At 32.6% G+C, this 13244-nt stretch carries 13 protein-coding genes; 9 read left to right on the top strand and 4 right to left on the bottom strand.

The window, feature by feature from the left end; translation table 11 throughout:
* Positions 1–15: 15 nt before the first annotated feature.
* Positions 16–1209: a sensor histidine kinase gene (locus IAI10_RS09455; RefSeq protein ID WP_315673064.1), complete on the bottom strand. Its 1194-nt coding sequence runs from the start codon at positions 1207–1209 to the stop codon at positions 16–18.
* 171 nt (positions 1210–1380) lie between these two features.
* Here IAI10_RS09455 and IAI10_RS09460 point away from each other — a divergent pair, with 171 nt between their 5' ends.
* The 6 genes from IAI10_RS09460 to IAI10_RS09485 all read left to right on the top strand — a co-directional run bounded on the left by IAI10_RS09460 (position 1381) and on the right by IAI10_RS09485 (position 6714).
* A complete protein-coding gene (locus IAI10_RS09460; RefSeq protein WP_315673065.1) occupies positions 1381–2310 on the top strand; it encodes an ABC transporter ATP-binding protein in 930 nt (309 codons plus the stop codon).
* A gap of 12 nt (positions 2311–2322) precedes the next feature.
* Positions 2323–3510 carry an ABC transporter permease gene (locus tag IAI10_RS09465; RefSeq protein WP_315673066.1) on the top strand — a complete coding sequence of 396 codons (1188 nt, stop codon included), beginning with the start codon at positions 2323–2325 and terminating at the stop codon, positions 3508–3510.
* The gene (locus IAI10_RS09470) at positions 3476–4615 is read left to right on the top strand and encodes an ABC transporter permease (protein ID WP_315673136.1); all 1140 of its coding nucleotides are present in this window, start codon (positions 3476–3478) and stop codon (positions 4613–4615) included. Before IAI10_RS09465 ends, IAI10_RS09470 begins: the two co-directional genes overlap by 35 nt.
* A 71-nt stretch (positions 4616–4686) precedes the next feature.
* Positions 4687–4866, top strand: a complete 180-nt coding sequence (locus IAI10_RS09475) for a hypothetical protein (protein ID WP_315673067.1) — start codon at positions 4687–4689, stop codon at positions 4864–4866.
* 420 nt (positions 4867–5286) lie between these two features.
* Complete coding sequence (locus tag IAI10_RS09480) at positions 5287–5991, top strand: AraC family transcriptional regulator (protein ID WP_315673068.1); 705 nt, start codon at positions 5287–5289, stop codon at positions 5989–5991.
* 123 nt (positions 5992–6114) lie between these two features.
* Positions 6115–6714, top strand: a complete 600-nt coding sequence (locus IAI10_RS09485; protein ID WP_315673069.1) for an adenylyltransferase — start codon at positions 6115–6117, stop codon at positions 6712–6714.
* Between the two features lie 186 nt (positions 6715–6900).
* On the opposite strand, the gene IAI10_RS09490 is transcribed toward IAI10_RS09485, so the two are convergent.
* Positions 6901–7656: a helix-turn-helix domain-containing protein gene (locus IAI10_RS09490; RefSeq protein ID WP_315673070.1), complete on the bottom strand. Its 756-nt coding sequence runs from the start codon at positions 7654–7656 to the stop codon at positions 6901–6903.
* Positions 7657–7681: 25 nt separating this feature from the next.
* On the bottom strand, positions 7682–9466 hold the full coding sequence (locus IAI10_RS09495) for a histidine kinase (RefSeq protein WP_315673071.1): 1785 nt from the start codon (positions 9464–9466) through the stop codon (positions 7682–7684).
* A gap of 252 nt (positions 9467–9718) precedes the next feature.
* Between IAI10_RS09495 and IAI10_RS09500 the strand changes: the two genes are divergently transcribed.
* The 3 genes from IAI10_RS09500 (at position 9719) to IAI10_RS09510 (ending at position 12760) form a co-directional block, all read left to right on the top strand.
* The gene (locus tag IAI10_RS09500; protein ID WP_315673072.1) at positions 9719–10981 is read left to right on the top strand and encodes an extracellular solute-binding protein; all 1263 of its coding nucleotides are present in this window, start codon (positions 9719–9721) and stop codon (positions 10979–10981) included.
* Positions 10982–11042: 61 nt separating this feature from the next.
* Positions 11043–11933 (top strand): sugar ABC transporter permease, encoded by an 891-nt coding sequence (locus IAI10_RS09505; RefSeq protein WP_315673073.1) that lies wholly within the window; start codon positions 11043–11045, stop codon positions 11931–11933.
* Positions 11933–12760, top strand: coding sequence for a carbohydrate ABC transporter permease (locus IAI10_RS09510; RefSeq protein ID WP_315673074.1), 828 nt, complete (start codon positions 11933–11935; stop codon positions 12758–12760). The genes IAI10_RS09505 and IAI10_RS09510 overlap by 1 nt, the downstream gene beginning before the upstream one ends.
* Positions 12761–12918: 158 nt before the next feature.
* Here the strand turns inward: IAI10_RS09510 and IAI10_RS09515 are convergent, their stop codons facing one another.
* Positions 12919–13227, bottom strand: coding sequence for a methylated-DNA--[protein]-cysteine S-methyltransferase (locus IAI10_RS09515; protein ID WP_315673075.1), 309 nt, complete (start codon positions 13225–13227; stop codon positions 12919–12921).
* Between the last annotated feature and the right edge of the window lie 17 nt (positions 13228–13244).

Genomic DNA, 13244 nt, shown 5'->3' on the forward strand with positions numbered 1-13244 from the left:
AAAATCACCTCAAAACTAATAAGCAGGTATTTTTGCTTCCAATATAAAAGGAAACTCCTTCTCTCCTTTGAAGCTGCATTCCCCTCCGAGAGCATGTATCCTTTCTTCTATCCCTTTTATTCCATTTGACTTAACCATATTGTCACAAGGCTTACCATTATTTTTTATTTTTAATATAATTTTACTCTTTTCCAAGTGTATTTGTATATTAAAAATTTCTGCGTCACCATGTTTTATACCATTGGTTACCGCTTCTCTGACAGTTTTATATATGGAATTTTTAATATCTGGATTTACCTTTTCAGCTTCCTCCTCTATATCTAAAATTAACCTTACAGTATTTGCTTCTTTAAACTTTTGAAACAACTCATTAATAGCTTCTCTAAGAATATCAATTCTTCTCTCCTCTTTCAGTAAACTTACTGCCTTTCTCAGATTATTCATACATTCTTTTATTATAGCTTGAGTTTTTATCATTATCTCCTTAGCTTTTGCAGGATTAGATTCCGCTATATTTTCACAGTATTCCATATTCATCTTTAAGGCTATCAAAGAATGCCCCATGGAATCATGCAATTCCTGAGCTATTCTAGTTCGTTCTTTAGCGATAGTAAGTTCCTCTATGGTTTCGGAATACTGCTTTAATTTTAAATTTGCTTCCTTAAGCTCCTGGTTTAATTTTTCAATATTAGATTTTTCAACTACTATATTCCTAAACAAAAACACTATAAAAGCTGATATAGCATAACTGGTGATGTTATCCAAATTATTCTGCAAAAGCTTATCAAAATGCGCTGCAGCGTAGACTAAAAAATTTAAAACAAATGCAAATATATTTATTTCTTTGCTACTTGCTATTATCTCAATTATAAGTACAACATTATAAATGTATGAAGCTGAATCTCTTAATCCATAGCTTAAATATCCTAATATTAATGTAGTGATAAAATAAGAAGCTATATATTTGATTTCACTATTTGCTACATATTTAGATCTTCCATATCTTCTCCCTTCCCCACTATGAGGGAATAAAAAAAAGCCGCTCCTAAAAAAATTATTTGCTTCCATAATAAAAATAGAAATTATGCCGAAATATATAGAATTCTTATCCTTAAGCGCAGATAAATCATACAGCATTGATATTATACATAAATAACTTAATACCTTTAAGGTAAACAATCTATTCTTGGCTGAGGTCAAAATATCCACTTAATTCACTCCAATACTGTTAACATATCACTATTTTACCATGTTTTAAACCAAATAAAAATATTACTAAAGTCATACTCAAATTGAGTACTATAGTAAATATGAAAAGCTGCCTCCTTTGGATAAAATATAAACATGACGTGAAAGAAAATTTATTGGAGGTTTTGATATATGCTTAAACTAATCAATTTAACAAAAAAATATGGAAATTTCACTGCTGTAAATGATATTTCCTTTGAAGTTGAAGATGGTGAGGTCTTTGGTCTGCTAGGACCAAACGGAGCAGGAAAATCCACAACTGTTTCAATGATAAGCACAGTTAATGCACCAACGCAGGGTGAAATAATCATTGACGGAATTTCTCTTAAGAAAAACCCAAGAGAATGTAAAAAGCTTATGGGAATAGTTCCCCAGGATATAGCCCTTTATGAATCCTTAAGTGCCAAGGACAACCTTGAATTTTTCGGCGGACTTTATGGTCTTAGCGGCAAGGAACTTCAAAAAAGAACTGAAGAGATTCTAGAGATAATTGAGCTAAAGGATAAAAAGAATCAAGATGTAGGCGAATTCTCAGGCGGAATGAAAAGAAGAGTCAATATAGGCGTGGCTCTTATGAATAATCCTAAACTTCTAATATTGGACGAACCTACTGTAGGCATAGATCCCCAATCTAGAAATCATATATTAGAGACTGTTAAGAGGTTAAATGAAGAAAGAAATATGACAGTAATATATACTAGTCACTACATGGAAGAAGTTGAATTTCTATGTACAAGAGTTGGCATAGTGGACCATGGTAGGCTCATTACCCTTGGAAATAAAGAGGAATTAAAACAAAAACTAAAGGCCTGTGATACTTTAACTGTAAGCTTCACTAGCACAAAAGAATCCTCCTTAAGTAAGCTGGACAACATATCGGGAGTGAAGAATGTATCTGTGAAAAACAACAGCATATCAATGCTTGTTTTACCTGATAAGAATATGCTGGACATTGTGGACAGCATAAAGAACCTTGGCATAAAAATAAACAGTTTTAAATATGACGAAGTAAATTTAGAGAGCATTTTCCTTCAAATGACTGGAAAATCCTTAAGAGAGTAAGGAGGAATTATTTTGAACAGGCTACTTAAATTAATTTTTTTAGACTTTAAACTGCTTACAAAAAGCAAAACCTTTTATCTTAAACTAATATTATTTCCTACCGCAATAATAATGATTCTTGGTCTTATGGGGACTTCAAGCAAAACTATTCCAAAATTCACCTTGGCTGTTTACAGTCAAGATGATTCTGCAATATACTCCCTATTAAAAGCTAAAGTATTAAGCTCTCAAGATGTGAAAAATCTATTGGATTTAAAGGAAGTATCCAGCTATGAGCAGGGTAAGAAAATAATTGACAAAGATTCAAAGGCTGTATTTATTTATCTGCCTAAAAACTTCACGGACTCTTCCATAACTCTAATAGGAGGAAGCAGCAGCTCTACCTCTAAAACAATAGTACAAAGCATTTTAAATGGTTTTATGCAGAATGTAAAAACAATAAAGGCTGAAGAAGAGTATTTAGCTAAAAACAATTATACTCAGAAGGATATATTGATATATCTGAAGAGCAGCTACAGTCCTTCTGTTTCCTTAGATAAGCTTTCCACAAATAACAAAACTGCACCTATTTCTGCTATAGAATATTACTCTATAGCCATGGTAGTTATGTTTTCCATATTGACTGCTTTTACTTTAGTTCATGGAATTGTGGACGAAAAGCTTAAGCATACTTTATTCAGAATAAAAACCACTCCTACTCTAAGCCTGGAGTATGCTTTAGGAAAGCTTGGGAGTATAGTATTCGCAGTTATGATGCAAATGATAATAATCATGATAATAACCCGAATAGCCTTTGGTATGCATTGGGGAAACCCTCTCTATGTTATTTCAATAACCATTGCTTATGCTTTCTGCATAGGTTCAATAGTACTTTTATGCGGCTTGGCAGCCAAGGACCAAAATTCAGTTTCAGCTATGGCCACTCCCATACTTTACGGTTTTAGCTTCTTAGGCGGAAGCTTTGAAAGCAAGTTCGATCTTCCTGACAGCTTGAAAGCTATTCAGCAGATTATACCAAACGGTAAAGCTATAAACTGCTATGTAGCTATATGGCAGAATAAAGGTTTATCATCTATATATGCGGATCTTTTGCAGCTGCTACTCATAGGATCAGTTTTTCTCATGATAGCAATGTATATATTTAATGGAAGGAAGGTGTTTGGCAATGCAAATTCTAACAATGATAAGCAAGCAGCTTAAGCTGCTTTTTAGAAATAGATTAACAATACTTGCTACAATTTCGATACCTCTTATATTGACTTACCTGTTTTCTTTTTCTGGCAGCTCTTCACAGCAAAAGCTTTATGTAGCTGACCTAGATAATAGTGCCGCTTCAAAGCAGCTTATAAGTCTTATAAGCAATCATAAGGGTTTAAACGTAATAAAGGCTTCTGAAAGCGAAGTAAAAAATCAGATTGATGAGCAGAATGCATCTATAGGCCTTATAATAGGGAAAAATTTCGGAGAAGCTCTGATAAGCGGGGATACCTCTCAGGCAAAAATAGTTCAAAATTATGAGGACATTGACTCTATCTCCATAAACCAGCTTATAGCTTCCCAGGTTTCAAGCTTAGAAAAAATATATGAGGATTCAAAATATCTTGCCGGTGTTAATATAGATGCTGCTTCTTTTTCTTCAAGCACAATTTCTAACATAAAAGCCAGCTCATCTTCTTCTTATATAAAGGACGAAAGCACAAACAATTCATTGACTACTCGTTTTATAGGTTTTCTCGTTATGTTTATATGGTTTGCTATAGTGCAAGGCTTCAGAACCATATTGGAGGAAAGAGAAAATAACACTTTTGAAAGAATATTATCTCTCCCTACAAGATATAGCAAATATCTTATTTCAAAAGTAATAGCCTGTTATATTTTCGCAATGTGCAATCTTTTGATCATACTTGCTGCTGGAGAGTATTTTCTAAAAATAAGTGTTGGAAGCAATTTAATTTCACTCCTAACAGTTCTCTCAGCCTATATCTTACTGCTTACAGGAATAACCCTTCTGCTTGCAATGCTTATAAAAAAGCACCAAAATTTCACTATATCCTCAGCTATATTAATAGCCAGTACTGGAATACTTGGAGGATCCTTTTTCTCACTAGATATAGCACCAAATTATATGCAGTTGATTTCTAAAATCACTCCAGAAGCTTGGGCAATAAATTCTTCTAATGACATTCTCTTTAGTAACGGAACTCTAGCTTCGCAAACCACCACATTAATTGTATTTGCTGCAGCTGCAATAATATTTTTTGCGGCATCAGCTTTAAGCCTAAACAAAAAATCGGTTATGTCTTAAAGGGTATTGGCACAAGACTTTGTACGTTAAACAGAAAACAGAACCAAAAATTAAATTAATAGGAGGATAGCATGGATTCAAATACTTTAATATTAATAATAGAACTTATGGCAGGTATTCTCATAAATATATTCATAGGAAAGCTGGCTCGAGGTATTTTCAAAAAAGATGGTACTGGACCAAGGCTTCCTTTAAGAGTATTGGGTGTGTATCTTGTAATAAATTCAATAGTTCCTCTGCTTCATATATAGAGATAATCCAGCATTTAAACAATAGCGTTTCTTAAATGCTGGCTTTGGTTTATTAGATAATATTTACTAACTTTTTAAAAAATGCTACTATAGCTTTATAGTCATTAAAAAATTATTTTATCACAGAATCATGATCACATTTTAGGAGGTATTGTTGCCATGATTACCCTTATTATCGCTTTAGCTATCTTTATTTTGGGACTAGTTCTAGGATTAAGCTTTAGAGCCGGAAAATTTATGCAAATAAAAAATGAGGACTAATTATGAATTATTATCATGAAATAATTGAAACAGATTCTATAATACCTGCTAAAATATATATTGGAAAATCTCAAGATGATAATTGTCGGTATCCACTGCACTGGCACAGTAATCTAGAGTTTGATCTCGCTTTAAAAGGAACAATAAAAGGAAATATCAATGGAAAACTTATATATGTCCATGAAAATGAATTTTTTTTTCGTGAATAGCGAAGATTTGCATGAGACAGATGCGGCTGATAATAATAGGGTTTGTGCAATTACGATTTTATTATCCTATGATTTGCTTAAGAAATATTGCAAAGATGCAGATAACTATTATTTTGATTTCACTGAAAGTGAACAAGCACAGAAAAAAGTTAAGAATTTAATCCTTGAATGTGCAAAGGTATATGAAGGACAAAGTGAATTTTACGAGCTAGAGATATCGATTATATTAAGAAAAATATGCAGTGTACTTTTAAAAGAATGCAAGAAAAAGCGAAAGGATTCCAATTTAAACTCTTATGCTCAAAAAAACATTATAAATACAAAAAAGGCAATTGCTTATATGGAGAATAACTATGCAGATGAGATTTCACTTAAAAGCATCGCCGGTGAAATGGGCATGGCTCCAACTTATTTTTCTAGATTCATTAAGAAAGCTACAAATGAAACCTTTTATAGTTATTTAACAAAAATCAGGCTTTATCATGCATATACGGAGCTTATCAATAGTGATGCGTCTATTACTGAAATAGCATTGAATAATGGATTTTTAAATGTAAAATCCTTTATTGAAGCCTTCAAAAGAGTTTATAAGCTTACTCCTGAAAAATATAGAAAATACCATAAAAGCCTAGGAAATGATTTATCTGATTCCTAGTTTGTAAGCAAAGCTCTCCTTTTTGAAAAGATAACAATTGACAATAATGAGTCAAGTAATGACAATACTTTGTGAAATCGTTGTAGTATTATGAAAATATAATAATTGAAGGGAGCTTTGCTTATGCATAAGGATTTAGAATTTGCGTTTCAAAAGGCGGTAGAAATATTGAAAGAAGACCCTCGCTGCAAGGGAGGGTGGCACTACGGTTCAATAAGCAGAGGAAATGAGGATATTTATTCGGATTACGATTCAGTCTTTCTAGTGGAGGATAAGCACTTTGAACAATTTTCAGCAGATATCCCAAAGGTTCTTGCTAAAGCTTCTGATGAACTTTTAATTTTCTGGGGAGAGAGCTTTAATGACGAGCATTTTAAAAATTATTGCAGCGTCATTCGTATCGGTAACAATTTGCATCAGTTTGATTTTTTTGTAATTAACGAAGATTATCCTGAAGAATGGATGTGCAGACAGCATTGCAAAGTCTGTACAAAAGATAATATTATTTTTGATAGGACAGGTGAGGTGACTAAGTTCCTTGCTAAAGGTTATCGCACAGATAATAATATACCTGATCCTGTAAGAGCTATGGATACCTACTGGCTTCATACAGAGATGTTAATTAAATACTTTAAACGAAAGGATATGTTTAAATTAATAAAAAATATCGATGTATTGTTCCATTCTCATGTTGATTTATTGTTAAGTCAATATGATACATAAGAGCCATTGATTATCCCGATACAATAGCTGGACAAGTAATTTCATACTTTAATAGAAGAATGGACTCTGAGGATTGGGAATTTGCAGCTGAGATAATAAGTAAAAAAAAACTGTAAAAAACAGCTTTCTATGATAAAATAAAAATATCATAGAAGGCTGTTTTATTATGGGAAAAATCTAAGATACCTAGTGCAATTTTTCTCTATACTCCGATGGTGAAATGCTGTGAAAATTCTTAAAAGCTTTGCTGAAATAATTACTGTTATTATAACCAAGGCGAAGTGCAATCTCATTTATTGGCACGTCTTGATTATTCAATAGTTCCTTTGCCCGTGACATTTTTAAATTTAAGGCATACTCATAAATACCGCAGTTGTAACGTTCTTTAAAAATTTTTGTTAGATATTCTTTTGAAAAATGATATTTATCTGAAAACATTGAGAGATTTACTTCTTTGCTGTAATTTTCATCTATATACTGCTTTATTGCCTTTGCTATAGATTTCGAGGACATTGACTGACCTGCTTCCGTGCTTTGCCAATATTCACTAGTAGTTGTAGGTACATTTTTATTTATTTTTGCCACTGCTTTAGATATTGCATCATTTAAATCGTCTTCATTTATAGGTTTAAGAAGATAATCGATAACATTGTTTTTTAGTGCTGCCCTTACAAGCTCGAAATCATCATATCCGCTGATAACTATATATTGAGTTTTTGAAAATTCAACTGTGGCACGTCTTAAAAATTCCTTTCCATCCATTACTGGCATTTTCATATCAACAAATACTATTTCTGGAGAGATCTCTTTCATAGCAATTAATCCATCCTGCCCATTAGAAGCGTAATATGGTTTAAGAAGTGAGAATCTTTCCCATTCACCCAAAAGTTCAATTGCCTGCCTTACATGCTTTTCATCATCAATAATCAACGCCTTATGCAATTTTACACACCTCTCCCATATTATTTTATTTTATATTTTCATTTACCGGTATCCTCATCTTGACAGTTGTGCCTTCTCCTTCAATGCTGTCTATTTCCAAAATACCTAAATTTCCATAAAGGATGTGTAGTCTGTCTGCTAGATTAGAAAGCCCTATGCTTTCACTCTTAATACCTTCAATCTTTATCTGCTTTATAACATATTCAAGTCTTTCTGGTGACATTCCCTTTCCATTATCACTAACCTTAATTACAAGGTATCCATGATGTATCTTTACCTCTATATTTATTTGAATTTTATCAAGAGTGGTCTCCATACCGTGTTTTATAGAATTTTCCACCATGGTCATAATTGATATTTTGGGCAACAGCAGATCTTCTATTTTATTTTCAATACTTATTTTATAGTCAAGTCTCTCATCAAATCTAGCTTTTTGCAAGGATAAGTAATCATTTACATAGCTTATCTCAGAACATAAAGGCACCATATCATTATCCGTAATTGAATATCTAAGTATTGATGATAATGCTAATACCATATTACTTATATCTTTTTGATTATTTATTATTGCCTGAGTAGATATCATTTGTAAAGTGTTATAAAGAAAATGCGGATTAATCTGAGCTTCAAGAGCTTTTAATCGTGCAGTCTTTTCCTTTATCTCGGCTGTGTAACTTTTTTCGATTAACTCGTCTATTTCCGCTAGCATTGAATTAAATTTACTTTCTAAGTGCTTTATTTCAGCGCTGCCATCAACAGTGATAGTTGCTCCAAAATCACCACCTCCCGCTTTTTCCATTTGTTCAGCCAAAACTCTTAAGGGCCTTAACAGCTTAGTAATAAGCACTGAAATAGCAAACATTGAAATAATCAGTGCAATTACAATCATAAATATAGATATATTTCTAGTTTCATTTGCTGATTTATTTAATATGTTTATAGGTACCATACTTAGAAAAATCCATCCTTTGTCCCTATCATAAGAATATATAAAAAGGTATTTCACATTATCCAAGGTAGTAATAAAACTGCCTTCTAGCTGTTTATATTTATAATCTATTTGGGTATGCAGTACTTTAATCAGTGATTCTCTTTTAATCACAGCCGGATTGCTTATATTATAAATATTATCATTTTTGTCCAGTAGACAGAAAACATTCTGGTTATCAGCATTAACCTCCTGAATAAGTTTATTAATATAGGAATTATTCACTGTTATTTCAACGTAAGCCAAAGTTTTTTCATCCTGGATATTAATAATGGCTCTATACATTTTCAAAAGATTCTTCTGACCATCTTTTGCGGGTATGATATATTTAAAGGCAGTTTCCTTTGAAGCTTCTGCAAATTCCTTCACCTTATTAAAATCAGGATTCATTGCTAGTTTTATATTAGGATACTGTTTTGAAATTGTATAATTCGTCCCTTCATTTACAAGGTATAATTTTAGCTCAGAAATATCTCTCCTTGCGTAGAACATGTTTGTTAATGCATTTTTTATATATATTTTATCATTGTATTCCTTAATATCATCTAATCCAATTATCTGCATAAAATTAGTGTCACTTCTTAACATAAGAGAATAATTCTCAAGCTCATTATAGTAGGTTCCAAAATTTAGTTGTTTTAAAAAAAGAGTTTCAGCAGAAAGCTTAGACTGGCTATTTGTGATTACCTTTATAGTCCTATATTGATTAAATGCTATAATTAATAAAAATAGTATAGAGAAAGTAATACATATAGCTATAATAAGTTTATTAGATAAACTAGTATTTATGTATTTTTCTTTAATTCTTGTAAACATTTTCATTTAATTTACACCTCCACTAAAGAAATACACTGACTATGATGCTTAGCTAGGACCATCAACTATTTATTATACGAAAATTATAGCATAGTTTTTTTATAACTTATACTGGAGTTCAATTTTTTACCCTAAAACTGATTAATTTATTTAGAAAAATAAATGTTATATATTAAATACATGGAGTAAGCAAACAAATAAAGGGTAATATAAAGCGTACACTTCATAGCTTTCATAAAAGAAGAAAGAGGCGATATTATGAATAAAAAATTATCTATTCTATTGGCATCCTCAATGTTAACGATTGCATTAACTGGCTGCAATAACGGATCAAGCAGCGGTTCTAAAAAAAGTGCTGATGCACCCGTTACTCTTAACTTTATGATGAATAGTCCTGAACTTACAGACCAGTACAATGACATGGTAGCAGCCTATAAAAAGGTTAAGCCTAATGTTACAATTAACTTACAAATTCTGCAAAATGATTATCAGACAGTTTTAAAAACCAAATTAAACTCAGGCGATGCCCCAGATTTATTTATGAGCAGTGCCTATAATGATAACAAAGTTTATAAAGATTATGAATACGATTTAGATAACGAAGCTTTTATAAAAAACATTGATTCATCTATGCTCACTAGCACCAAATTAGATGGACACCAAACTGGTTACCCATTTTTAGTGCAGTCACATTCCTTTATTTATAACAAAGATTTGTTTACTAAAGCAGGTATAACTGCACTTCCTAAAACGCTGAATGATTTTAAGGATGTGTGCAGTAAATTAAAAGCCATTGGTATTCAACCCTTCAGTTCAGGTTTTGCTGAATGGTGGGTAATGCCTCAAATTGTATATCCTGCTATGAGTGATGCCAACAACGAAAACTATGCCGAATTATTTAAAAAAGTTGAAAGTGGTTCACAAAAATTTGGAGACTTACCACAGATTGATTTTGCACTTAATTTAATAGATTTAATAAAAGCTAACAGTGGCAACAAGCCCATGGAAACAACCTTTGACATGCAGGTCTCTGACCTTGCAAGCGGAAAAGTTGCTATGATACATCAAGGATCATGGGCAGAGGACTCAATTTTAAAAGTTAATTCCAATATGCACCTTGGATTTATTAACACTCCTAGAAGTGATGGAAAAGACGTTCTTGCAGTGGATTCAAATCTTACCTTCAGGGTATATAAGGATTCAGCTAATAGGCAGGCTGTTCTAGACTGGTTAAATTGGTTAACCACTTCAGATTACGGTAAAGCATGGATTCCAGAAAAAATAAAGCAAATATCTCCTCAATCTGGAGCAAAAATGCCAGATACTATGCTTGCTAAGGACACTGGAACTGCCCTAGCTTCTAAAAACACCGCACCATGGTGGATATTTGAAGGGCCAGATGGAATTGAACAACCACTAGGTGTAGCATTACAAAATTATGCAGCAGGTACTGGAAGACAGCAGACAAAAGATGCTATTACAAAGGTATTTGCCGATGCATATAATGCTCAGCAAAAATAAATTAAGCTTGCGAGGAAGAAGCTTTTCCTCCTCGCAAGTTTTCATACAAGGAGGATTAAATATGGGCTTATCTTTTAAACGAAAAACAGTAGACAAATTAAATTTTGCCATGTTTGTAGCACCAGCAATCACATTAATTTTCATATTTGCAGCTATCCCTTTCGCTATGTGTATATATTATTCCTTTAGAAAGTGGAACGGTATTGGAAAAACTTCTACATTTATTGGATTAGATAACTATGTACGTCTTTTCACAAATGATTCAATATTTAAAGGCTCATTTTTATACACGATTTTTTATACGATTTGTGTGGTTTTACTGGTAAATGCCTTAGGTCTGCTGATAGCTCTTCTTTTAGAATCAAATATTAAAGGAAAAGGTTTTTTTAGAGCTTCATTTTATATACCAAATATAATTAGTTTGATAATCATAGGCTTTATATGGAAATTTATTTTTGGTCGTGTTTTTCAATCAGCTTATGATGCAACAAAAATCTCGTTATTTGGATGGAGCTGGCTTGGAGATCATAATATGGCAGTGCTTTCAAGTATTTTGGTATCAGTATGGCAGGGACTTGGCTTCTACATGTTGATATATATTGCAGGGCTTCAATCTGTTCCAAAGTCAATCTTAGAAGCTGCCACTATTGATGGTGCAGGCACAATACGAAAATTTTTCAGCATTGTTTTGCCAATGATAATACCATCTATCGCAGTATGTACATTTTATTCAATGTCAAACTCACTCAAAATGTTCGAATTAATTTTCAGTTTAACTGGAGGAGGACCAGGTACTTCAACAACTCCAATTGCCCTTGATATTTATAACACAGCTTTTAACAACAATTCGTTTGGTTATGGCAGTGCAAAGTCAGTTGTATTGTTCCTTTTAGTTTTGCTTATAACCATATGGCAGGTTACTACTCTTAAGAAAAGAGAGGTGGAAGCATAATGAAAACAAAAACTTCTTCTGCGATTTTATTCGTTATTGCCCTTATACTTCTTTTAATTGTTTTGTCGCCGCTAGCCCTAGTTGTTTTAGGTGCATTTAAATCATATTCAGAAATAATGACAAATGCTATTTCTCTGCCCAAAAGCCTTTCTTTCCAAAACTTCATTAATGTATTCAAAGATATGAATTATCCTAAAGCATTTGTAAATACAGCTATAGTTACGTTTTTAGGTACTTTGGGAATCATTATAGTTGGCTCGCTTGCAGGTTATAAACTATCTCGTACAAAAACAAAAACAAGCTATGTTTTATTCATGTTTTGTATCTTCCCCATGATGATACCTTTTCAATCTTATATGATTACTTTAGTTAAAGTAAGTAAAACACTTCATTTAATGAACAGCATATGGGGACTATCCGTAATATACTGGGGACTTGGCTGCCCACTTGCTATATTTTTATATCATGGATTTATGAAAGGTATCTCCACTGAGCTTGATGAATGTGCAAGTCTTGATGGATGTACTCAAATACAAGCTTTTATAAAAATAATATTCCCTCTCCTAAAGCCAACTACTGCCACCGTAATTGTAATTAACGCAATGTGGATATGGAATGACTTCCTGCTTCCATTACTTATAATCGGATCAAACAAAACTAATAATACTCTTCAGTTGGCTGCTTATGGATTTATGGGACAATATAAGATGCAGTGGAACAATATAATGTCTGGTGCAATACTAATTATAATACCTGCGCTTATAATATATCTAATATTCCAAAAGAATATTATAGCTGGCATGGTAGATGGTTCAGTAAAAGGCTAGCTGTGATAATTGAATAAATTAATTAAAGTAATAGGCAGTCAGATTTAAATATAGATCTACTGCCTATTAAATATATAGGGTGCTTCTATAACAGTGAAAGACTCCATACTTCACTAAAATTTCAGCAATCTATTCATCATTCATCTTTAATCTTCATCCTAACAGTCCCACTTATTTTCCTTCATATCAACATGATTCGCATCTTTAAAGGATACACCTTCTTCTAATAGCAGAAATCGTTGTTCCTGCCACCCTGGTGTCAACCTTCCAGCATGATTTACCACACGATGACATGGATATCTCCCATAAAATTCTGCTTGGCTAAGAACCTTCCCCACAAGTCGTGCATTTTTGTCTCTACCAATAAGGCTGGCAATTTGCCCATACGTAGCTACTTTCCCTTCCGGGATTTCTTCCACAATGGAAAGTATTTCATAAATTAATTGTTCATTCATAATCTTTTTCATATATTCACCTGTGATAT

It is taken from the genome of Clostridium sp. 19966, assembly GCF_032335695.1.
Lineage (GTDB): Bacteria > Bacillota > Clostridia > Clostridiales > Clostridiaceae > JACTOJ01.